We start from the raw sequence: 22,612 nt of genomic DNA, 5'->3' as shown, positions 1-22,612 counted from the left end.
ATAATAACGATTAAAAACAGATTCAACAGAAATGCTGCTATCCATTATGGATGGCAGCTTTCGTCGTTTTATAGGGGTTTCGATTTTGATTATTTTTCTCAATAAGAATTCGGAAGGAGCGAGTAGTAATGAACTCAGAAGTAAAAACGTTACAGGCAAAAGAAGCAATTTCCCATCCCTCTTTATGGGACACATTAAAAAAACATTATGAACTTGTATTTGCAGTAGCATCTGGTATTTTTATTTTAGTTGGCTGGTTATTCACAAAGAACGATGCAATGAATGTAGGTATTACTTGCTATATCCTTGCTTATATAGTTGGTGGATATGCAAAAGCGAAAGAAGGCATTGAAGATACGATTGAAGAAAAAGAGCTAAATGTTGAAATGCTAATGCTCTTTGCAGCTATTGGTGCTGCAATTATTGGCTACTGGGCAGAAGGGGCTATCTTAATCTTTATCTTTGCGCTCAGCGGTGCTATGGAATCTTATACGTTAAGTAAAAGCCAAAAAGAAATTTCCGCTCTTCTTGACTTACAACCTGAAGAAGCATTACGTATTTCCAACGGAACTGAAGAACGTGTTCCTGTTGGAGAGTTACAAATTAACGACATTATTTTAATTAAACCTGGTGAACGTGTTCCTGCTGACGGTACGATTCATAACGGTGAAACAAATATCGATGAGGCAGCAATCACAGGAGAACCTATTCCAAATGAGAAAAGACATGGCGATGAAGTATTTGCCGGTACTGTAAATTTACGTGGTGCTATCGAAGTTAAAATTACGAAGCCGAGCGATCAAACATTATTCCAAAAAATTATCCGTCTCGTCCAAAGTGCACAAAGTGAAAAATCACCATCACAACTATTCATCGAAAAGTTTGAAGGAACATACGTAAAAGTTGTACTACTCGTTGTTGCGCTTATGATGTTCGTTCCTCATTTCTTACTTGACTGGAGCTGGAATGAAACGTTTTATCGCGCTATGATCTTACTTGTAGTCGCATCTCCTTGTGCGCTCGTAGCTGCCATTACACCAGCTACGTTATCAGCCATTTCTAACGGAGCGAGAAACGGTATTCTCTTTAAAGGCGGTATACATTTAGAACGCCTTGCTTCTGTGAAAGCAATCGCGTTTGATAAAACAGGAACATTAACAGAAGGTAAACCTACCGTAACAGATGTATATGTTCGAGAAAATATAACAGAAAAAGAAGTACTTTCTATTACAGCATCAATTGAAAGTCACTCTACACATCCTTTAGCTGAATCCATTGTTAAATATGCACAACATGCGTACGACATTACATTAAAAAAACCAGAAAAGGTTGAAGATGTAACTGGTTTTGGTCTAAAAGGAAGATTGGAAAACATCGCTTATAAAATAGGTAAAGCTGACTTTATCGGTGAAGAAACAAAGACATTTCATAATGGTATTTCTGCCTCACTTGAAAAAGAAGGTAAAACTGTCGTTTATATTAGTGATGAGGGAGGCATTCTTGGACTTATCGCTTTAAAAGATACGCTTCGCCAAGAAACAATAGCTGCTATTCGTGATTTACAAAGCATTGGTGTCGAAGCAATTATGATTACTGGAGATAATGAAGAAACGGCAAAAGCAATTGCCTCTGAAAGTAATATAAAGGAATATTACGCATCATGCTTACCAGAAACAAAAGTTGAAACGATTAAAAAGTTAAAAGAAAAATACGGTACAGTAGCAATGGTCGGAGACGGTATAAATGATGCCCCTGCACTAGCTACTGCTAGCATTGGTGTCGCAATGGGAGAAGGAACAGATGTAGCTTTAGAAACTGCAGATGTTGTACTGATGAAGAACGAACTATCTCGCCTTTCCCAAGCAATTCGTTTATCAAAACGAATGAACCGTATTGTGAAGCAAAACGTAATCTTTTCGCTAGCCGTTATTGCCATGCTAATTTGTTCAAACTTCTTGCAATTTTTAGCTCTTCCATTCGGTGTTATTGGCCATGAAGGAAGTACGATTCTTGTCATTTTGAATGGCTTACGATTACTAAAAGGAAGCAAATAAAACGGGTCCCTCATAGAGGACCCGTTTTTTTTTAATGATAGCTATTATGACCGTTCGCACTGCTACTCGTTTTATGCTTTGGATGCGAACTGCTCTTTTGTTTATTATTACTTTTATTATTATGGTTCTTTTTATTATTACTCATGAAATATCCCCCCTGTTCCTTTTTATTATGGAACAAGAGCTCATTATTCATTACGGGAATTATTGTCACCGGTTCTATAATGGTGGAGTAAACCATTAATTTCACCGCCAAGTAAAATTACCCATCCAGTTAAATAAAACCATAACATTAAAATAATGATACCACCGAGACCACCATATGTATTGGCGTAATTCGCAAACTTATCTACATAATAAGCAAATGAGTAAGACACCACAATCCATCCTACAGTAGCAAATAACGCCCCTGAAATAACTTCTCTTCTTTTTAACTTTCGATCTGGTGCAAATGTATATAAGAAACTAAACAAAGCAAATAGTACGAAGAAACTCGCTACTAATCGTGTAATGCTCCATACGAAAGAAAAACTATCTGATAAACCGAGTGCTTTAAACACTGCTGCTCCAATAACTTGTCCGAATACCGGAACAATTAACGCAAAGACAATCATAAAAATAATAGCTAATGTAAACACAATTGATAACGCTCTTGTTGTAATAAAAGAACGTGTTTCCTTCACGTCATAAGCTCGGTTAAAAGCATTCATAACCGCATTAACACCATTTGAGGCAAACCATAACATGGATAATAAACCAAATGATAATAAACCACCATTTTGCTGGTTTACAACTTTATCTACATTTACCTCAATTAAGTTCATTGCATCATCTGGTACATAAACCTCTAATAAACTAAGCACATCCTCTGTTTGAATGGGAATAAATCCAAGAAGCGTAATTAAGAAAACGAGCCCAGGAAAAATTGCAAGCAAGAAGAAATAAGCGAGCTGTGCTGCCAAGCCCGCTACATCATCGCGCATCGTCCGGTCATATAAATCTTTACCAAACGAATAAGTACGATTTCTTCTCACCTTTTCTAAAATTTTTCTCATATATGTTTAAACGCTTTTCTTCTCTTCTTTATCTTGCTTTAACTCAATGTACGCTTCAGTTTTTTTTTCCACTGCATTTGAGTCTTTTATAAATAATTCACGCGCTTCTTTCATACCACCATCTTCAGCAACTACTGGCTCTTCTTCTGCTTTCAGCTCATCTACCTTTGGAGATACAGCTTGAATTTCAATCGTTTCTGGCTTTTCTTCTGGCTCAACTTTTTTCTTACTAAAAATTTCTTTCGTTTCTTTTAACGTCTCTACAACAGATGGCGTTAATTTTTTAATTTCTGCTACTTTCGCTTTTACCACATTGAAATCAGCAAGTTCGCGTCCTTTATCTGTAACAGTTTGCACTTTTTCTTTGATCTTTGCATTTTCACCAATTTCAATCATCTTTGTTTTTGCTTTTTCTGCTGTATTTTTTACTTTTTCACGGTTTTCTTTCTTTAACATGGATACAGCTACACCTGCCGCTACACCAATCGCAATGTTTCGAGCAATATTATTTTTCTTTGCCATATTCCTTCACCCTTTCATTTCTTATGTTAGAAAGTATTTCTTTCTAAGCTTCCTCATATTCCTTGTTCATTTCGAATGAAAGCTAATAGCTTTGCACACCCTTCTGTTACAAGGTCATATACTTCTTGGAAATTCCCTGTATAGTAAGGGTCAGGAACGTCTGTCCAGCCACCGTCTGGAACAAAGTCGGACAGTCTACCAATATAGCCTCCAGTTTTACCTAAACTTTTTAAATCTGCTATATTCTTGTTGTCCATGGCAATAATATAATCAAACTTTGTTAAGTCTTCTTTTTCTACTTGCCTTGCTTTAATTCCTTCAAAAGTGACTGCATTTTCTTTTAAAATTTTTTGTGTTCCTTTATGTGGCGGATGGCCAACATGCCAATCTCCAGTTCCTGCAGAATCAATGACAATTTTCTCTTCGAGTCCCTCTTTTACGACAAGATCTCGAAAAATCGCTTCTGCCATTGGAGAACGGCAAATGTTCCCAAGACAAACAAACAATACTTGAACCATGTTTTTGTTTCTTCCCTTCTTGGTGCATTTCTTCATATATACTTATAGTATAAACAACCAATTATTAAATATAAAGGAAATCCCTACTAATTTAATAGGATTGAAAAGATTCATTAACGAAAATGATAAAAAATGTTAAGATAGCCTTATGTTATTTTAAAGGGGGACACTTCGGTGGATTTATCCGTAAAGTCAGAAGAAAACGTTGAATATATGGTCGAAGCTATTAAAGAAAAATTACGTATGGTTAATGCTGGAGCGATGAGAGCTGCTAGTTTTAACGAAGAAATGTACGAAGATTTACGTGACATTTATGATCATGTTATGAAACGTGAAACTTTCAGCATTAGTGAAATGCAAGCTATTACAGAAGAATTAGGTACATTAATTAAAAAGTAAAAAAGCCTCTCTTATATGAGGCTCTTTTTTATTTCCAACAAATTCATGACAACTCTTCTCTTTCCCTCAACCAACTGTAAAATATTGTACAATAGAAGTAGAACCTCATCTTAGATTTTTTCTCCATACATACTACTCACAAATAATAGCAACACTACCATTGCTAACTGTTTTTACTGGAGGTGCTTACTTATGAGCAATTGGTACAGTAAGACGAAAGATCAAACATTAATTGACCTAGAAACAAACGAACAACACGGTTTAACAGATGAGATTGTAAGTGACCGTTTAAAGCAATACGGTTCTAATGAATTAGCTACAAAACAAAAACGCACTTTATGGCAGCGTATTTTCGCCCAAATTAATGACGTCCTCGTATATGTCCTTATTATTGCTGCCCTTATTTCTGCCTTTGTAGGTGAATGGGCGGATGCCAGTATTATCGCGCTCGTTGTAGTTTTAAATGCTGTTATCGGTGTTGTCCAAGAATCGAAAGCAGAACAAGCTTTAGAGGCATTGAAAAAGATGGCGACGCCTAAAGCTATCGTCAAGAGAAATGGTGAACTAAAAGAAATTCCATCTGAGCACGTCGTTCCAGGGGATATCGTTATGCTCGACGCCGGACGATATATCCCATGCGATTTACGCCTTATCGAAACCGCAAATTTAAAAGTTGAAGAATCTGCTCTAACTGGTGAATCTGTCCCTGTTGATAAAGATGCAATCTACCACCCTTCCATGCAAAGTGATGAGCAAGTACCACTCGGCGACCAAAAAAACATGGCCTTTATGTCTACTCTTGTAACATACGGAAGAGGCGTCGGTGTTGCTGTTGAAACTGGAATGAACTCACAAATTGGTAAGATTGCTACCCTGTTACATGAAGCAGACGATGATATGACACCACTTCAAAAAAGCTTAGCACAAGTCGGAAAGTATTTAGGCTTTGTTGCTGTAGCTATTTGTATCGTGATGTTTCTCATCGGCTTTTTACAAGGACGAGATACACTAGAAATGTTTATGACTGCTATTAGTTTAGCCGTTGCAGCTATTCCAGAAGGCTTGCCAGCTATCGTTTCCATCGTTCTTGCAATTGGTGTGCAGCGTATGATTAAACAAAACGTCATCATCCGTAAACTTCCTGCTGTTGAAGCTCTCGGGTCTGTCACAATTATTTGTTCAGATAAAACAGGCACATTAACGCAAAACAAAATGACTGTTACTCACTTTTATAGTGATAACACATACGATCACTTAGAACATTTGAATGTAAATAATGATACGCAACGTCTATTGTTAGAGAATATGGTGCTATGTAATGATGCGTCTTACAATAACGAATCACAAACCGGGGACCCGACTGAAATTGCTCTTCTGGTGGCCGGAAGCACTTTTAACATGCAAAAAGATCATTTAGAAAAAATACATGAACGTGTTAACGAGCTACCTTTCGACTCAGATCGTAAAATGATGTCAACCGTGCATACATACGATGAAAACTGCTATAGCATGACGAAAGGTGCTATCGATAAGCTCTTACCTCGATGTAACCATATTTTTAAAAACGGGAAAATCGAGATTTTAACTGATTCTGATAAAAATCAAATATTAGAATCTGCCGGAGCAATGTCTCAAGAAGCTTTAAGAGTACTTTCATTCGCATTTAAAAAATACAATTCAAACGATGTGGATATAAATCATCTTGAAGAAAATCTTATCTTTATCGGTCTTGTCGGTATGATTGATCCACCGCGAACTGAAGTGAAAGATTCAATTACAGAATGTAAAAAAGCCGGTATTCGCACAGTTATGATTACCGGTGACCATAAAGATACCGCCTTTGCAATTGCCAAAGAACTTGGCATTGCTGAAGAAATATCTGAAATTATGATTGGAACTGAATTAGATAACATTTCAGATACAGAACTAGCTAGCAAAATTAATCATTTAAATGTATTCGCTAGAGTCTCTCCAGAGCATAAAGTGAAAATTGTAAAGGCATTACGCGCAAAAGGAAATATCGTTTCTATGACTGGTGATGGTGTCAATGATGCACCATCTTTAAAGCAAGCTGATGTTGGCGTAGCGATGGGCATTACAGGAACAGATGTCGCAAAAGGAGCAGCTGATGTCGTGTTAACAGATGATAATTTCTCATCTATCGTGAAAGCTGTTGAGGAAGGTAGAAATATTTATCGTAACATAAAAAAATCAATTCTCTTCCTACTCTCTTGTAACTTTGGAGAAATTATCGCTTTATTTTTAGCGATTTTACTTGGCTGGGCAACACCCCTACGACCTATTCATATTTTGTGGGTAAATTTAATTACAGATACACTGCCTGCATTATCACTTGGGGTTGATCCTGAAGATCCAGATGTGATGAAGGAAAAACCACGACATGCGAAAGAAAGCCTATTTAGTGGTAGCGTTCCTTTTCTTATTTTCAATGGGGCTGTCATTGGGATTTTAACGTTAATAGCCTTTATCGCCGGAGCAAAATTCTATACTGGAGATACAAATTTATTCCCTCTTTTCCCAGAGCGAATTGATGAGGATGCTCTATTACATGCCCAAACGATGGCATTTGTCGTTCTTAGTTTTTCTCAGCTTGTTCATTCATTTAACTTGCGTTCAAGAACGAAATCGATTTTTTCAATTGGGATCTTTACAAATAAATATTTAGTCTTCTCCCTTCTTATCGGTGTTCTTATGCAAGTTTGTATCATCTCCATCCCGCCCCTTGCAAATATATTCGGTGTACATGCATTAACGATGCGAGATTGGGGATTTGTTCTCTTATTAAGTATCATTCCACTTGTTGTGAATGAAATTATTAAATTAGTGAAGAGAAACTAAAAGGCAATGAGGACTATTCCTCATTGCCTTTTCATTTATCCTTGTAATTCTTTTTTGATATTCTCTGTTAATGTAGCCATACGCTTGCGACTTTCTTCACGCTCACGTTTATTTTGTTCTTCAATTTGTTGTGTTTCTTGCATACCTCTTGAAATAATGTTCCAAGTTTCCTCAAGTGTTTCCATTTTAATACTAGAAGAACCTGATAATCTCGCTACTTCTACACTTTGCGTTGCGATATTTTGTGCATTTTTCTTAAGTAATTCATTTGTACGGCGATCAAGTTCAGCCATAGAATCTGCAACAAGCTTTTGACGTTTCGCATTTACTGCTTGAATGATACCATTTTTAAAGATAGGAATCGTCGTAATAAATGCTGTATTGATTTTACCAATTAATTTATTATTACCACGTTGAATCATGCGAATTTGTGGTGCTGTAAGTAGCGCAACCATACGAGCTTTTTCTAAATCATCAATACGTTGCTCTAAAATTTCAACCGAGTTTTTAAGCGACTCTAATTCAATACCTGCTAATTGATCATTATTACGCACGCGCTCTTCATACATCGGAACTAATTCTGTATTTAAACGCTCTAATAACATTTCTCCTGCTACTACATACTTCTCTAAGTCTAAATAATATTTTAAGTTTTGCTCATACAAGCCATCTAACGTACCAATTGATTTTTTCATCTCATCTTGGTACTTCGTAATTTCCACATAAACTTTATCAATTTCGCGGCCCATCGTTTGATATTTACTAAAGATTTGTTCTATCATTTTATCCGCTTTTTTGAACATGCGCGAGAAGAAACCACTTTTTTCTTCCGCAAAGTCTTTACTATCAAATCTGTCCATAATTTTACCAAGTTGCTTTAACAATTCACCAGAATCTTCTATCTTTGATAGAGACATTGTATGTAAAATTTGATCAGCGAAACGTGAAATTTCCATAGAAGGTTCTTTTCCAAGTTCAATTAATTCCAGTTGATCTTTAATATCTACTGCGTTATAAATACGTTGCACATCTGCATCTTGTCTAAGTTGCAAGCGAACATCTTGTGCGGTTTGCTCATTCAATTCAGTTTTCGAATCTAGTACGACTGGGTTATTCATATGGTATTCTCCCTTTCCTTATAAAAATGGACGAAATAGTCCTTTTATTGTTTGTGATAAATTTTTATAGGCTGATGAGCCATGAAACTCAAGATCGAAATTAACTTCTTCAAGCCAATGGGAATCGAATGCTCCTGCTTCAACATACGGTTCAATATCGTTTCTGCCCGTGGGATTGAAATGGAATACATCTACTCCAATTTGATTCAAAAATAGTAATAAAACAGCGTCAGAACGAGTTAATTCTCCACTCTTCTCATTATTAAATATAACAATTTTCGGTACATCTTGTGAATAATCAAATTTCTCAAGCTGTTCTAAAATATTAGGTGGTATTTGAGAAAGTTGTGCGAAAACATACAGTGCTACATCTTGTTTCGTTTCTTTCGCAATTGGTTTGCATATTTCACTTTCGCACGTATGGATAATCGCCTCTGCAATCCCATGTTGTAAACCTTCCGGTAAACGCTTATGCGGCCACCAATGGCTATTCATAATTAGATCAGGATGTAATTTCCCAGCTCGGTCCAATGCATCTCGATAATGATATTGGAAATTTGCTTTTTGCTCTTTCGTAAATGGGAATGTATTAATTAATAAACTGTTATCAAATGATGTAACAACCTTTAATCGTTGAAAATATTCTTTATCATTCTTTGAAACGCCTGATATTTTCGCAAATAAAGAAGGAATATAAATATGTTTATTTTCAACAAAGAATGTTGGACGTACAAATGCCTTTTCTTTCGTAATTAAAAAGAGTTCATCATATGTCGTTTTTAACGTACGTGCTACAGGTGTATACGAACGAAATTGCCACGGTTTATATAATAGTGAATTATCGTGGTGAAGTACTTGTTCAATTTCTTTCGAAGCTTGATACGCTACTGTTGCAACACGCTCACGTCGACGATCAGGGAATGGTTCAAGCGAAATGCGACCCGGATGAGATACAACAAAAGTTCTTCCCTCTTCATCAATATTTTCAAATCCATCTTTTCCTTCGGGGTGATAATAAAGCACATCACAACCGAGCATAATAAGAAAATATAAGAAATATATACGGCTTTCCTGTGCATCACCATACCAAACGATACGCGGCATTTGTTTCTTATAATTAATCGTAGAGAACCACTTCGCTACGTAATTTTCGCTTAGTTTAATTATGTCGATTAAGAAACGACGGAAACCTTCTGTCTTTAACGACTGATTATGTTGTTTCTCATATAATTTCAATACTGAAATGAACGTCGCATGTATGTAATGCTGTAAATCAGGATTGTCTACTTTCGGTAAAAGTTGTTTCCCAGATAAATGTGCAACTAGCCTATTTACTGTCAGACCATTTGGTGCTTCTTGATGTAATCCGAACACTTCTTGAATATGACGAAGCTTTTCCGAATCAATCACTTTGTTTAAATTTTGTTCGTGTAAAACTTCGATTCCTTTCGCTTCACTATAATCAAACAGTTCATTAAAATATTCATCTACATCATTAGGAACGCCAAGGATTCGACATGCTATATAACTAAATTTCATTTCATTCTCTGTCAGCTCATATTGTGGGCGTTTTTCTAAAAGTGTTTCAAATTGCTTTAAATCTGATTCATCTTTTAATGCATATGGTTGAAGTGTAAAACGTGAAAACACAACAGTTCACCTCCAAAAACATTTACGTTTTTTCTAAATCTTTCTTCTATTATAAACTATTTTTGGTTATAAAAAATGGGCGCTCGTAAAACGAGCAAACCCATTTCAATTATTTATTGTCTTCTTTAGTAGCTGCAACTTCTTCTTTAGCTTGTCCAGAATTCTTCATGTAGTGAATTATAAATGTTGCTCCAAATGCTACAACTAAAATAATGAAGAACAGTGTATGACTAATATGAATATCAATTAGAGACAATAGCATCTTCGATGCGATAATTAAGATTAAAATATATGCTGTCGTTTCAAGCTCTGGAATACGCTCTAACAATTTTAAGAATACACCAGCGATACCACGCATCATTAAAATACCTAGCATTCCGCCTAATAATAAAATCCAAACTTCATTAGATACACCAAATGCAGCAAGTACGCTATCTACAGAGAACGCGATATCCATTAATTCAACCATCGCAACTGTTCCCCAGAAGACACCGAACATTCTAAAGAAAATACTGTTTTGATTCATACCGTGAGCTTCGTCTTCTTCACTTGCACCTTTACGCTTATCAATAAAGTATTTTACTGATAACCAAGCAAGGTAAAGTGCACCAAGAAGTTTTACCCACCATAATTTAATTAAGAACATTCCAATTCCAATCGCAATAAAGCGGAACACATAAGCTCCAATAAGTCCATAGAATAATGCTTTTTTACGTTTTTCTTCCGGAAGGTGTTTTACCATTACTGCTAACACAAGTGCGTTATCGGCAGATAACAAACCTTCAAGTACAACAAGTGTACCTATTAATCCCCAAGATACTGGATCTTGCAACACTTTAATCCACATGTCCAAGTCGAAAAACTGAGCATACGTATCAAGGATTCCTTGCAAAATACTCATCTTACCTTTATCCCCTATTCTTTGCTAGATTTATAGAAAGGTCAAAAAAAGGAAACGAATATCGTTTCCTTTCTATGCATCCAAGCCATACGCTCTTACAAGCGCACCTAAACCACCTTGGAATCCACTTCCTACTGCATTAAACTTCCACTGTCCATTATGACGGTATAATTCACAAAAGACAACTGCTGTTTCAATGGAGAAATCTTCCCCTAAATCAAAACGAAGAACTTCTTCATTCGTCTCTTCATTTGCTAAACGAACAAACGCATTTCCTACTTGTCCAAAGTTTTGACTACGGCCTTCTGCATCATAAATCGTAACTGTAATAGCAATTCTGTGCACATCTGCTGGAACTTTCTTTAAGTCCACAACAAGTTGCTCATCGTCACCTTCACCTTCACCTGTACGGTTATCTCCTGTATGTAAAACAGATCCACAAGGAGACTGTAAATTATTATAGAAGATAAAATCAGTTTCCTTCGTACATTTTCCGTTTGCATCTAATAAAAAGGCAGATGCATCTAAATCGAAATCTGATCCACCGTCATAAGATTTAATATCCCATCCAAGACCAATTACTGCTTTTGTTAAACCAGGGCTTGTCTTACCCAAATCAATTTTCTGTCCTTTTTGTAATTGAATAACCATCTATATTCACCTCTATATTTTTATCTTTAAAAATATATCCATCGGTAAACATACATTTCACCGATGGATATATAAATTAAATCTATTACTCTACGTCTAAACCAAAGTTATTACATAGAGACGCTAATCCACCTTGGAATCCACTTCCGATTGCATTGAATTTCCAGTCACCTGCATGACGGTATAATTCACCTACTACTACGGCTGTTTCAATAGAGAAATCTTCTCCTAAATCGTAACGAATTAATTCTGCATTCTTTTCTTCATCTAAAATACGTACGAAAGAGTTAGAAACTTGTCCGAAGTTTTGGCTACGACCTTCTCCATCATAGATTGTAATTGTGAAACAAATACGTTCGATATGTGCAGGTACATTTTTCAAATCTACTTTGATCGATTCGTCATCGCCTTCACCTTCGCCAGTTCGGTTATCTCCTAAATGCTCGACAGCACCATTCGCACCTTTTGGGTTATTATAGAAGACGAAATCCTCTGCACCTGAAACTTTACCGTTAGCGCCTACTAAGAAAATACTAACATCTAAATCGAAATCGTTTTGTCCGTCATAACGATTCGTATCCCAACCTAGTCCTACAAGAACTTTTGAAAGACCCGGATTCGTTTTTGTTAAGTCTACCTTTTGTCCTTTTTTCAATGAAATTGATGCCATATTCAATTCCTCCTCGGTTTATTTTATTGATAACGTGATACAATCTCACTTAAGTTTTTATCTTGTGTGCCTTCTCCAACAGCTGAAAACTTCCATTCACTTCCGTGACGATACATTTCACCTGCAATTAGAGTCGTTTTGCCAGCATAATTATCCGATAAATTATAGCGTGCTAATTCTTCACCAGTTTGCGGGTTTTGAATACGAATATATGCATTACGAATCATCCCGAAATCTTGACGACGATTTACACAGTCATAAATATTTACAACGAATACTAAACGATTAATACGGCTCGGAACTTTATGTAATTCTACGAAAATTGTTTCGTCATCACCAGCGCCTTCACCTGTTAAATTATCTCCTGAATGAATAATACTACCACAAGTAGAAAGTTTATTTCCGAAGTAAACTAAATCATTTTTGTTTAAAAAACGATCTCCTTCTAACATAACAACAGATGCATCACAATCTACATTTGGTTTACTTCCAAATAATGAAGACAGAAATCCACCTGATTGCCCAATTGGATCCCAGCCTAAGCCAACCTGTAGTTTTGCTACTTTTGGTTGTCCTTTCGTTAAATCGATCTTTTGACCTTTTTCTAAAATAATAGGCATGAAGTTTCTCCCTTTCTACAAAGCATTTTCCAAATCGGAAAATATTGTATTCTTCTCTTATATTGTAGCATTATTTACCTAGCGATAAAAAGGATAAATTCTCAGTTATATGAAAACATTCATATAATTTACTTATGATGATGTAAGAAGTGGTAAATAGCACCAATCATTCCTGCACAATTACCGTTTTGTGCAAGTTCAATCTCACAATTATTATAAATCTCTTGATTTAAGTATTTACTGACCTCTTCTTTTACTTCTTTTAAAAACTCATTTCCTCTATCGGTAATTCCTCCACCAATAATAATCTTTTCTGGATTGAAAATATAAGCAAGATTACTAATTCCGATTGCCAAATGTTTAAAGAAGATCCTAACTACTTGAGCAACTTCCCGATCTCCTTTATCATACAACTCGAAAATTAATCTCCCATTCCACTCACCTTTGCCTTTATATTTTCTGACAAGACGAATTAATCCTGAAATCGAGGCAACCTCTTCAAACGGTTTTCCTTCTATTAACATATTCCCCCATTCACCAGCACTAAATGAATGCCCTCGGTACAATTCTCCGTCTATAAAAATCGCTCCCCCAATCCCTGTTCCAAGGGTGAGCATAATAAAGTTCTCTTTCTCTCTTCCACTACCATTCCATTTTTCTCCAAACGCTGCACAATTCACATCATTGTCAATCGATACTGGAACTTTTAATATCTCTTGCAATCTATCAATAATAGGAATAGTACGATATCCCGGAATATGATCCGCACCTCCCGTCACAATTCCTTTATTAATATCAACAATCCCCGTGGTGCTAATACCAATTCCTGCAATAGTATGTTCATTCATTATTTTTTTTGATACATATATAAGTTTTTGAATAGTTTGTTCTCCGCCTAAATGAATTTCTGTTGCAACTGTTTTACGCTTTAATACTCTCCCTATTTCTGAAACAATGCCATACTTAATTTGCGTACCGCCAATATCAAACGCTATATACTCTTTCATCTACTGCCACTTCCTCTACCGTTCTGAATGTAAATTCTCCGCCTCTACTATTTGTAGGAAATCTACATTAACTCTTTTCTGCTTTGAGAAATACACCACCTTTTTCTATATATAGTTTTTTTTGCATAAAACTCTTTTTCCTAAGAAATATTACAAAGGGATGTATTTTAGATGGAATATTAATTTCTTAGGAGGAAAACCATGACGAAAATCTTCATTTTAGCATCAACACTCTCTTTATCTTTTTTTAGCGGTTTAAATATTGGTAATGCTGCAACTGAAAACTTCCGCCCATTAACAAACGCTATTGTACAAAATAGTGATCATTTTGCAGAAGGAAACTCAAAGGATAATAATAAACCTCCAGGAAATAACGGTTCTCAGAACGATAGTGGTTCTGGTGACAACGGTTCTGGCGGCAATGGTTCTGGCGGCAGTGGTTCTGGCGGCAGTGGCTCTGGCGACAATGGTTCCGGCGGTAACGGTTCTGGTGGCAGTGGCTCTGGTGGCAATGGTTCCGGCGGTAACGGCTCTGGCGGCAATGGTTCCGGCGGTAACGGTTCTGGTGGCAGTGGCTCTGGTGGCAATGGTTCCGGCGGTAACGGCTCTGGTGGTAACGGTTCTGGCGGCAATGGTTCCGGCGGTAACGGTTCTGGTGGCAGTAGCTCTGGTGACAACGGTTCTGGCGGCAACGGCTCTGGTGGTAACGGTTCTGGTGGCAGTAGCTCTGGTGACAACGGTTCTGGTGGCAGTAGCTCTGGTGACAACGGTTCTGGCGGCAACGGCTCTGGTGGCAACGGCTCTGGTGGCAATGGTTCTGGTGGCAATGGCTCTGGTGGCAATGGCTCTGGTGGCAATGGCTCTGGTGGCAATGGCTCTGGTGGCAATGGTTCTGGTGGCAATGGCTCTGGTGGCAATGGCTCTGGTGGCAATGGCTCTGGTGGCAATGGCTCTGGTGGCAATGGCTCTGGTGGCAATGGCTCTGGTGGCAATGGCTCTAAAGGCGGTAATCGTGTTAAAGGCGATAGCAGTTCTCAAGGTGGTAATGGCTCTCAGGGCGGTAACCGTGTTAAAGGCGATAGCAGTGGAAACGGCTCTCAAGGTGGCAATGTAAAAGATAATGCGAAAAAACAAGGCGATAAGTTACCGAATACGGCAACACATTATCCTGCATCTATTTTAATGGGGCTTTCAACATTCCTAATTGGTATGTTACTATTTATTCGCCGTAAAAACGCAAAATAAAACACATCCTTCCATCTAAAAAATACATGAAATAAATTGTAAAAACTAAAAGGACTTTAGGTTGCATTTTATTATGCAGCCTAAAGTCCTTTTTATCACCTATCAGAAGGATTATTAATACGCTTTTCCCCAATACACCATTTGTTTAGCTTCTTTACCACAACAAATACATTCGTCAGCTAAATGCTCTTGCTCAAAAGGCATACAACGTGAAGATACTCCAACTTCTTCTTTTAGTTTCTCTTCACAAGCTAATTCTCCGCACCACATTGCCTTAATAAATCCTTGCTTTTCATCAGCTACTTGTTTCATCTCTTCAAAATTCGTCGCACTATACGTATTCTCATCGCGAAATACTTTTGCCTTATTAAATAAAGAGTCATGAATTTCCTCAAGTAGTGCTGGAATACGTTCTTCTAATTGATCCATTGATATAAATTCTTTTTCTTTCGTATCTCTTCTTACAAGTACAACTTGATTCTTTTCAATATCTTTAGGCCCAACTTCTAATCGAATTGGAATGCCCTTCATTTCATACTCATTAAATTTCCAGCCCGGTGTTTTATTACTAGCATCTATTTTCACGCGTGCAACTTTTTGAATATGTCCTTGTAACTCTGTTGCTTTCGCTAAAACTCCTTCTTTATGCTGAGCAATTGGTACGATAACAACTTGCACTGGAGCAACTTTTGGTGGCATTACAAGTCCATTATTATCGCTATGAACCATAATTAGCCCACCTATCATTCTTGTTGATACACCCCAAGATGTTTGGTGTACATATTGCCACTTACCGTTACGATCTAAAAATTTAATATCAAATGCTTCAGAGAAATTCGTTCCAAAGTTATGGGATGTTCCTGTTTGAAGTGCTTTCCCATCATGCATTAAGCTTTCAATTGTATAAGTTGCCTTTGCTCCAGCAAACTTCTCTTTTTCTGTTTTTTGTCCTTTAATAACTGGTATCGCTAAATAATCCTCACAGAAAGAAGCATATAAGTTTAAAATATTTAATGTTTCAGCCTGCGATTCTTCTGCTGTTTCATGGATTGTATGACCCTCTTGCCATAAAAATTCTGTCGTACGAAGGAATGGCCTAGTTGTCTTCTCCCAACGAACTACTGAACACCACTGGTTGTATAATTTTGGCAAATCATTATAGGATTGCACAATTTTTGAAAAATGCTCACAGAATAAAGTTTCAGATGTAGGACGTACACAAAGTCTTTCCGCTAACTTTTCATCTCCGCCATGCGTAACCCATGCTACTTCAGGAGCAAACCCTTCAACATGATCCTTCTCTTTTTGCAATAAACTCTCTGGGATAAACATTGGCATATATACATTTTCATGGCCAGTTTCTTTTAGCTTCTCATCCATCACCTTCTGCATATTCTCCCATAAGGCATAACCATATGGACGTAAAATCATGCACCCTTTTACACTTGAATAATCAACCAGTTCGGCTTTTTTTACAATATCGGTATACCACTGCGCAAAGTCCTCTTCCATCTTCGTAATGGCTTGCACTTGTTCTTTTGCCATAGTCAGTCTTCCTCCTTCTTCCAGAAAATACAAAAAAGCCCGCGTCCCTAAATAGGGACCGAGCTTTGCCGGCGTTACCACCCTGATTCATACAAAAAAATTGTATATGCTCTCTTCTTGATAACGGGAAATTCCCGCTGCATATGCAGAACTCAAAGGCAGGTTCCATATTGCCTTTTTAAGAATCTTTCAGCCTGGCGGATTCTCTCTCTGCTAAAAAGGTTGAACATGTACTAGTCCTTTTTCATCGTTATAATGAAATAAATTTGTTGATTATCATAATACAAATTCTTTTTTAAAACAATAGCTAATTTTCTTATTATTATATATTCTTTTCGTTTTTTACAGTTTTATACGTAGCTTTTTCGAGAGATTTTTACAAGTTGATGTGCAATCATACCAATAAGTGTACCTAGTAGAACGAAGAAACCAATAAATCCATATCCCATTCCTTCCCACCCACCAATAACCATCATGGTAACAGGAAATGATGCTAAGCAAAGAAGTATTACAATCAGTGCAAATATAATATCAAACTGTTTGTCTGGAAAACGTTTCTTTAGTAAATATGAAATAGCAAATACAAGGAGAATTGTGATGCCACCAATGATGTAAAATATACCGAATCCATCTAACCAGTCCATACTATTCCCTCCGTCCGTAGATTCCCTTATACTTATTATATGTTTAATTTTTCTGAAAATAAACAATAAATTTTATTCGAAAACATATTTTTATTACTAGGTATTAATAGTAATATATAAGAATAGGTTTTATATAATTAGGAGGATTACTTTATGGATAAAGCATTAACGAATCGTGTCATTATTTTATCATTCGACTGTTTATCAGCTTTAGATTTTCCTATACTACAAAAACTACCTCATTTCCAATCTCTAATAAAAAAGGGCACGGTTGTCGAAAAAGTAGAACCAATTTATCCTTCTGTAACATATCCAAGCCACTCAACAATCGTAACCGGTAATTATCCTAACAAGCACGGTGTTGTTAGTAATACGTTACTTCAACCAGGACGTGAATCACCTGATTGGCATTGGTACCGAAAATCGATAAAAGGAACAACATTGTATGATGAAGCGCGTAAAGCAAATTTAACGACAGCTGCCCTTCTATGGCCTGTTACTGGGAGAGCAAACATTGATTACAATTTACCAGAAATTTTCCCCAATAGACCGTGGCAAAATCAAGTGTTAGTTTCCTTATTTAGCGGTAGCCCACTATACCAATTAGATTTAAATCGTCGTTTCGGCCATATAAGAAATGGTTTATCACAACCAGAGCTGGATGATTTCGTCCTCGCCTCTGCTGTACACACCATTCAGACGAAAAAGCCTAATGTTATGTTCGTACATTTCACTGATTTAGACACGCAAAGACATTATCATGGCTTTGAATCTAACGAAACAATAGCTGCAATTCATAGACATGATGAGCGGCTAGGGAAAATTATTCAAACTTTAAAAGACAGTGATCTATACGAAGAAAGTACAATTATTGCCCTTGGTGATCATAGCGCTTTAAGTGAAAACAAATCCATCCAATTAAATGTGCTATTCCATCAAAGAGGACTTATATCTCTTAATAAAAAAGGCAAATTAGTAGACTGGAAAGCCTATTGCCAAAGTTGTGATGGCTCTGCCTATGTATATGTGAAAGACAAAAATGATACGGATACAATTCGAGAAGTACAACTACTCCTTGAAGAACTGCTGCAAAATAAACAGAATGGAATTGAATTTATACTTCATGATGAAGCTGCGAAAGACCGCGGTGCAGATGGTAATTGTTTATTTATGTTAGAAGCACAAGAGGGTTATTATTTCACTGAAAACTATACAGGAGATTTTATAAAAGAAATTACTGAAAAAGATGTTACGCCTAGTAAAAAATATACATTTGGTACGCATGGATACTCTCCAACAAAACCTAACTATGAAACAATTTTTATCGCTGCTGGGAAAGGAATAAAAAGCGGCGTTACCGTCCCGTACATGAGGCTTATTGATGAAGGTCCAACTATCGCTAGACTACTCGGTTTACACTTAGGTGAAACAGACGGAGCAATTGTAGAGGATTTACTCCAATTGTAAAGAACTGTGTATATATGTAAAAGTTATGTAAAATTCATCACTGTTTCTCTTTTTATAATTTTTATTTTTGTACACTGTTAGTAAAACAAATTTAAGGGGGAACATTATATGAAAAAAATGTCCAGACAAGAAAAAAGCTGGATATTATACGATTGGGCGAACTCGGTATATTCGCTCGTCATTACAACTGCATTATTTCCAATTTACTTTAAAGCAGCTGCAAAAGAAGCTGGACTATCCGGGGCAACTTCAACAGCATATTGGGGATATGCAAACTCGTTCGCTACACTTTTAATTTCTATACTTGCTCCTATTCTCGGCACAGTTGCTGATTATAAAGGATTTAAAAAACGATTTTTCACATTCTTCTTTGGACTCGGTATCGTATTTACAAGTATGTTAGCAGTCGTTCCAACATCTCAGTGGTACTTATTATTAGGATGCTATATGCTCGCCTTAGTCGGTTTTGCTGGAGCAAACATTTTTTATGATGCATTTTTAGTAGATGTCACTTCTGAAGATAGAATGGACCGAATTTCTACGCGAGGTTTCGCATTAGGCTATATTGGGAGTACTATTCCTTTCATCGGTTGTATCGCTCTTATTATTCTTTCTCAAAAAGGAACTATCCCTTTATCTGTTGGTATTGCTAGTCAAATTTCATTTGCGATAACAGCTCTTTGGTGGGGGTTATTTACGATTCCAATGCTAAAAAACGTAGAGCAAAAGCACTATATTGAACGTCACCCTAGACCAATTACAATGAGCTTCAAACGCCTTGCTGCTACTTTTAAAAATATTAAAGAATATAAAACTGTATTCATGTTCCTAATCGCTTACTTTTTCTATATTGATGGGGTCGATACAATTATTACCATGTCCACCGCTTACGGAACAGATCTCGGTATCAGTGCAACGAATCTATTAATCATATTATTTGTAACACAAATTGTCGCTTGTCCATTTGCTTTATTATATGGAAAATTATCAGCAACATTTACAGGTAAAAAAATGCTATATGTCGGTATCATTATTTATATCATCATTTGCATATATGCTTATTTCTTAAAAACGACACTTGATTTTTGGATTTTAGCAATGTTAGTTGCTACATCTCAAGGTGGTATTCAAGCACTAAGTCGTTCATACTTTGCAAAACTAGTACCAAAAGAATCTGCTAATGAATTCTTCGGATTTTATAATATCTTTGGTAAGTTCGCCGCAATTATGGGCCCGGTATTAGTCGGTGTTACAACGCAATTAACAGGAAAAACAAACGCTGGTGTTCTTAGTATTATTGTTCTGTTTATTATCGGTGGATTCTTATTAACTAGAGTTCCAGAAAATAATACATCCGTTACACCAACTAGTCCAAAGACTAAAACACTATAAGAAAAGATCCTCTTCTCATGAGAAGAGGATCTTTTTTATTTTTAACGGTGCGCCTTATAATAAACGACTCTACTGCTTGTACAAAAATAATTTATCAACAGTTGTTCCTAATACTTCAGCTAAACGGAATGCTAACGCTAAGCTTGGATCATATTTATTATTCTCAATTGCATTTATCGTCTGTCTAGAAACCTTGCATTTATCAGCTAATGCGCCTTGTGAAATATTATTTTCAGTGCGTAATTCATAGATTTGATTTTTCACACCATTGCTCCTAACCTGTAAAATCGTTTTTACAACATCAGTATATAATTGGCTCATATAGTTGTCAAAAGTTCCTCAAAGAAAAAGGGAGCAATTTTGCTCCCTTAAAATAGTTATTTCGAAGCTAACGAATTTGTTAGTTTCTCTTTATTAACGACATCTTCTTTCTTTATTTGCATACGTAGAACTGGCCCTATCGCTAATAAAACAAGTGCCATTGCTATACAAAACACAATAACTAGTGAAGTTAGTTCCTTTAATCCTCCAGCTAGTGAAGTTCCAATTAGCATTGCCCCCATAAACAGTGGTAAAATCGTCCCGTTTACTCTTCCAACCATATTTTCTGGTACAAGTTGAATCATAAGCGTACCGACAACGATATTAACACAAGCTAAACAAATACCTGTTCCAAATCTCATGAAACTAGTAATCCAAAATGATGTAGATAGCCCTTCTACTAAAAATGACATCGCTAATATGCTCATACCGAATACGAACATCTTTTTCGGATTCACTTTTGAAGCGAAAACTGCAGCAACAATACCACCGATTAACATACCTATTCCATCAGCTGCTGCTAAATATTGAACAGCTTCTTTTTCCATGCCTAAACGTTCAATTACAAGGAATACTTCTAATGGATTCGTTAATCCAACAGCTAAACCCATAATAGTAAAAGTGATCGTAATCATACGTAAATTTTTCGTGTGAAGAACGTATTTCCATCCTTCTTTTATATCATTTTTTAATGAATCTCTTGCCACTTTCTCTTTTTCAACCCATTTTGGTAAAAATGAAAGGGCGATAGCAGATAACAAAAATAAAATGATTAAGCTATATAGTGACGTAAATAAACCAAGTTGTGTATACACAAGCGATCCTACCACTGGCCCAAAAATTAGAAATAATGACTGTAATGTTTGGTTAAATGCAATCGCATTTGCTACCTCTTCTTCTTTTACATAGCGCTTAAATATACGCGAAGATGAGGGCTGAGAAAACTGACCTACAATCGCGGAAATGAGTGTTGCAAAAAATATAGCCTGCCAATAATCCAGCTTTAACAACAGGACAATTCCTATAATAGACAGTACACTCAACACATCTCCAGCGACCATTGTTCTTTTCGGATTCCAGCGATCTGCTAATGCACCACCAATGAACGAGAAAATAAAGATAGGTGCATACTCCATGACAGATAATAGAGACACTGAAACTGGATCATTATTTGTCCGCTCCATTATGAAATATAAAAGAGCCATATTTCTGATCCAAATTGCAAATTGTTGTAAAATATCAGATGCCATAACGAGCATAAATGCTCGGTTTTTAAATAAAGCTTTCACTTTCATTCCCCTTCCATAAACCGACCGTTCGGTCTAATTTGTTTTGTAAGAAAAGCAACTGACTTATTATTCAGCTGCCATTCCTTTTAACAATACATCTATTGCCTTTTTATAAATACGTTTCAGCTCTTTATAATCTAACTCGTAGTAAAGTACTCCAAGCCCTGATAATAATCCGTTCACAATATACATAAGATCACGAGTATTATCTTCACGGAACTCTCCAGACTGTATACCTGCTTCAATTAATTTCTCAAACATAACATATGATTCTCTAGTTAAAGCTAACAGTTCATCCAGAATCTCTTTACTTACAACTTGGCTCATAGAGAATTCCTCTATTGCATTTGAAATTGGTTGCTGTATGTCCTCTACATGATATTCCGCGAGACCATATAGTTTTTCAGTACTAGTACTATACAACTTCTCTTTTTCATTCCATTTTTCAACCCAATCATACGTATGCTGTTTCACTACAAATAAAAATAATTCTTCTTTACTTTTAAAGTGATAATAAATACTTCCTTTACTTCGCTCTGTAATTTCACAAATCTCTTCCATAGATGTAGCTGCGTAGCCCTTCTGTGAAAATAGACTTTCTGCTTTATATGCAATTTCTTTCTTTATCTCTTCTGCGCTTCTTCTCATATTCACACCTCTTTAAACCGACCGTTCAGTCTAATAA

21 protein-coding genes and 1 other annotated feature are annotated in these 22,612 nt (G+C 36.4%); of the genes, 6 read left to right on the top strand and 15 right to left on the bottom strand.

Annotated elements, in window-relative coordinates:
• Nucleotides 1-128 precede the first annotated feature (128 nt).
• A complete protein-coding gene (locus tag BCG9842_RS02215) occupies nt 129-2,054 on the top strand; it encodes a heavy metal translocating P-type ATPase (protein ID WP_001083769.1) in 1,926 nt (641 codons plus the stop codon).
• A gap of 188 nt (nt 2,055-2,242) precedes the next feature.
• On the opposite strand, the gene BCG9842_RS02210 is transcribed toward BCG9842_RS02215, so the two are convergent.
• Genes BCG9842_RS02210 through BCG9842_RS02200 form a run of 3 tightly spaced genes read right to left on the bottom strand, consistent with a single transcriptional unit; the run spans nt 2,243 to nt 4,149 of the window.
• Nucleotides 2,243-3,109 (bottom strand): YihY/virulence factor BrkB family protein, encoded by an 867-nt coding sequence (locus BCG9842_RS02210; RefSeq protein WP_001226536.1) that lies wholly within the window; start codon nt 3,107-3,109, stop codon nt 2,243-2,245.
• Between the two features lie 6 nt (nt 3,110-3,115).
• Nucleotides 3,116-3,631, bottom strand: a complete 516-nt coding sequence (locus BCG9842_RS02205) for a DUF4075 domain-containing protein (protein WP_001085387.1) — start codon at nt 3,629-3,631, stop codon at nt 3,116-3,118.
• A gap of 53 nt (nt 3,632-3,684) precedes the next feature.
• Nucleotides 3,685-4,149, bottom strand: coding sequence for a low molecular weight protein-tyrosine-phosphatase (locus BCG9842_RS02200; protein WP_000250910.1), 465 nt, complete (start codon nt 4,147-4,149; stop codon nt 3,685-3,687).
• A 174-nt stretch (nt 4,150-4,323) separates the two neighbouring features.
• On the opposite strand from BCG9842_RS02200, the gene BCG9842_RS02195 reads away from it, so the two are divergent.
• Both BCG9842_RS02195 and BCG9842_RS02190 read left to right on the top strand, forming a co-directional pair.
• The gene (locus BCG9842_RS02195; protein WP_000366196.1) at nt 4,324-4,548 is read left to right on the top strand and encodes a DUF1128 domain-containing protein; all 225 of its coding nucleotides are present in this window, start codon (nt 4,324-4,326) and stop codon (nt 4,546-4,548) included.
• Between the two features lie 192 nt (nt 4,549-4,740).
• Complete coding sequence (locus BCG9842_RS02190) at nt 4,741-7,407, top strand: cation-translocating P-type ATPase (RefSeq protein ID WP_000073682.1); 2,667 nt, start codon at nt 4,741-4,743, stop codon at nt 7,405-7,407.
• A 35-nt stretch (nt 7,408-7,442) separates the two neighbouring features.
• On the opposite strand, the gene BCG9842_RS02185 is transcribed toward BCG9842_RS02190, so the two are convergent.
• The 7 genes from BCG9842_RS02185 to BCG9842_RS02155 all read right to left on the bottom strand — a co-directional run bounded on the left by BCG9842_RS02185 (nt 7,443) and on the right by BCG9842_RS02155 (nt 14,024).
• Entirely contained in the window at nt 7,443-8,525 is a 1,083-nt protein-coding gene (locus BCG9842_RS02185; protein WP_001064413.1) for a toxic anion resistance protein, read from the bottom strand.
• An 18-nt stretch (nt 8,526-8,543) separates the two neighbouring features.
• A complete protein-coding gene (locus BCG9842_RS02180) occupies nt 8,544-10,175 on the bottom strand; it encodes a YceG family protein (protein WP_000492853.1) in 1,632 nt (543 codons plus the stop codon).
• A gap of 109 nt (nt 10,176-10,284) precedes the next feature.
• Nucleotides 10,285-11,076, bottom strand: a complete 792-nt coding sequence (locus BCG9842_RS02175; protein ID WP_000025702.1) for a TerC family protein — start codon at nt 11,074-11,076, stop codon at nt 10,285-10,287.
• A 72-nt stretch (nt 11,077-11,148) separates the two neighbouring features.
• The gene (locus tag BCG9842_RS02170; protein ID WP_000236653.1) at nt 11,149-11,727 is read right to left on the bottom strand and encodes a TerD family protein; all 579 of its coding nucleotides are present in this window, start codon (nt 11,725-11,727) and stop codon (nt 11,149-11,151) included.
• 85 nt (nt 11,728-11,812) lie between these two features.
• Nucleotides 11,813-12,397, bottom strand: a complete 585-nt coding sequence (locus BCG9842_RS02165; RefSeq protein ID WP_000146729.1) for a TerD family protein — start codon at nt 12,395-12,397, stop codon at nt 11,813-11,815.
• A 23-nt stretch (nt 12,398-12,420) separates the two neighbouring features.
• On the bottom strand, nt 12,421-13,017 hold the full coding sequence (locus BCG9842_RS02160) for a TerD family protein (RefSeq protein WP_001121586.1): 597 nt from the start codon (nt 13,015-13,017) through the stop codon (nt 12,421-12,423).
• 128 nt (nt 13,018-13,145) lie between these two features.
• Nucleotides 13,146-14,024: an ROK family protein gene (locus tag BCG9842_RS02155; RefSeq protein ID WP_000666113.1), complete on the bottom strand. Its 879-nt coding sequence runs from the start codon at nt 14,022-14,024 to the stop codon at nt 13,146-13,148.
• Between the two features lie 201 nt (nt 14,025-14,225).
• Between BCG9842_RS02155 and BCG9842_RS31530 the strand changes: the two genes are divergently transcribed.
• A complete protein-coding gene (locus tag BCG9842_RS31530; RefSeq protein ID WP_000161158.1) occupies nt 14,226-15,269 on the top strand; it encodes a hypothetical protein in 1,044 nt (347 codons plus the stop codon).
• Nucleotides 15,270-15,383: 114 nt separating this feature from the next.
• Here the strand turns inward: BCG9842_RS31530 and proS are convergent, their stop codons facing one another.
• On the bottom strand, nt 15,384-16,814 hold the full coding sequence (gene proS, locus BCG9842_RS02145) for a proline--tRNA ligase (protein ID WP_001040982.1): 1,431 nt from the start codon (nt 16,812-16,814) through the stop codon (nt 15,384-15,386).
• Between the two features lie 50 nt (nt 16,815-16,864).
• Nucleotides 16,865-17,071, bottom strand: a binding site (T-box leader).
• 93 nt (nt 17,072-17,164) lie between these two features.
• Entirely contained in the window at nt 17,165-17,458 is a 294-nt protein-coding gene (locus tag BCG9842_RS02140) for a YesK-like family protein (protein ID WP_000383860.1), read from the bottom strand.
• 153 nt (nt 17,459-17,611) lie between these two features.
• On the opposite strand from BCG9842_RS02140, the gene BCG9842_RS02135 reads away from it, so the two are divergent.
• Nucleotides 17,612-18,925, top strand: a complete 1,314-nt coding sequence (locus tag BCG9842_RS02135) for an alkaline phosphatase family protein (RefSeq protein WP_000356444.1) — start codon at nt 17,612-17,614, stop codon at nt 18,923-18,925.
• A gap of 108 nt (nt 18,926-19,033) precedes the next feature.
• Nucleotides 19,034-20,317, top strand: coding sequence for an MFS transporter (locus BCG9842_RS02130; RefSeq protein WP_000738826.1), 1,284 nt, complete (start codon nt 19,034-19,036; stop codon nt 20,315-20,317).
• 69 nt (nt 20,318-20,386) lie between these two features.
• Here the strand turns inward: BCG9842_RS02130 and BCG9842_RS02125 are convergent, their stop codons facing one another.
• From BCG9842_RS02125 to BCG9842_RS02115, 3 genes are all read right to left on the bottom strand, one after another.
• On the bottom strand, nt 20,387-20,638 hold the full coding sequence (locus tag BCG9842_RS02125; protein ID WP_002023181.1) for a helix-turn-helix transcriptional regulator: 252 nt from the start codon (nt 20,636-20,638) through the stop codon (nt 20,387-20,389).
• Between the two features lie 56 nt (nt 20,639-20,694).
• Nucleotides 20,695-21,927, bottom strand: coding sequence for an MFS transporter (locus BCG9842_RS02120; RefSeq protein WP_000645357.1), 1,233 nt, complete (start codon nt 21,925-21,927; stop codon nt 20,695-20,697).
• Between the two features lie 66 nt (nt 21,928-21,993).
• Nucleotides 21,994-22,575: a TetR/AcrR family transcriptional regulator gene (locus BCG9842_RS02115; RefSeq protein ID WP_001254448.1), complete on the bottom strand. Its 582-nt coding sequence runs from the start codon at nt 22,573-22,575 to the stop codon at nt 21,994-21,996.
• Between the last annotated feature and the right edge of the window lie 37 nt (nt 22,576-22,612).

This window comes from Bacillus cereus G9842, assembly GCF_000021305.1.
In the GTDB taxonomy this organism is placed as follows: Bacteria; Bacillota; Bacilli; order Bacillales; family Bacillaceae_G; genus Bacillus_A; species Bacillus_A thuringiensis_S.
Note: the sequence above shows the minus strand (reverse complement) of the source record. Positions and strands in the feature narration are given on the sequence as shown.

Coding starts and splice junctions, on each gene's coding strand:
- BCG9842_RS02165 (WP_000146729.1), bottom strand. CDS start 12,397: ATGGCATCAATTTCATTGAAAAAAGGACAAAAGGTAGACTTAACAAAA.
- BCG9842_RS02125 (WP_002023181.1), bottom strand. CDS start 20,638: ATGAGCCAATTATATACTGATGTTGTAAAAACGATTTTACAGGTTAGG.
- BCG9842_RS02210 (WP_001226536.1), bottom strand. CDS start 3,109: ATGAGAAAAATTTTAGAAAAGGTGAGAAGAAATCGTACTTATTCGTTT.
- BCG9842_RS02155 (WP_000666113.1), bottom strand. CDS start 14,024: ATGAAAGAGTATATAGCGTTTGATATTGGCGGTACGCAAATTAAGTAT.
- BCG9842_RS31530 (WP_000161158.1), top strand. CDS start 14,226: ATGACGAAAATCTTCATTTTAGCATCAACACTCTCTTTATCTTTTTTT.
- BCG9842_RS02140 (WP_000383860.1), bottom strand. CDS start 17,458: ATGGACTGGTTAGATGGATTCGGTATATTTTACATCATTGGTGGCATC.
- BCG9842_RS02130 (WP_000738826.1), top strand. CDS start 19,034: ATGAAAAAAATGTCCAGACAAGAAAAAAGCTGGATATTATACGATTGG.
- proS (WP_001040982.1), bottom strand. CDS start 16,814: ATGGCAAAAGAACAAGTGCAAGCCATTACGAAGATGGAAGAGGACTTT.
- BCG9842_RS02205 (WP_001085387.1), bottom strand. CDS start 3,631: ATGGCAAAGAAAAATAATATTGCTCGAAACATTGCGATTGGTGTAGCG.
- BCG9842_RS02185 (WP_001064413.1), bottom strand. CDS start 8,525: ATGAATAACCCAGTCGTACTAGATTCGAAAACTGAATTGAATGAGCAA.
- BCG9842_RS02115 (WP_001254448.1), bottom strand. CDS start 22,575: ATGAGAAGAAGCGCAGAAGAGATAAAGAAAGAAATTGCATATAAAGCA.
- BCG9842_RS02175 (WP_000025702.1), bottom strand. CDS start 11,076: ATGAGTATTTTGCAAGGAATCCTTGATACGTATGCTCAGTTTTTCGAC.
- BCG9842_RS02200 (WP_000250910.1), bottom strand. CDS start 4,149: ATGGTTCAAGTATTGTTTGTTTGTCTTGGGAACATTTGCCGTTCTCCA.
- BCG9842_RS02190 (WP_000073682.1), top strand. CDS start 4,741: ATGAGCAATTGGTACAGTAAGACGAAAGATCAAACATTAATTGACCTA.
- BCG9842_RS02135 (WP_000356444.1), top strand. CDS start 17,612: ATGGATAAAGCATTAACGAATCGTGTCATTATTTTATCATTCGACTGT.
- BCG9842_RS02170 (WP_000236653.1), bottom strand. CDS start 11,727: ATGGTTATTCAATTACAAAAAGGACAGAAAATTGATTTGGGTAAGACA.
- BCG9842_RS02215 (WP_001083769.1), top strand. CDS start 129: ATGAACTCAGAAGTAAAAACGTTACAGGCAAAAGAAGCAATTTCCCAT.
- BCG9842_RS02160 (WP_001121586.1), bottom strand. CDS start 13,017: ATGCCTATTATTTTAGAAAAAGGTCAAAAGATCGATTTAACGAAAGGA.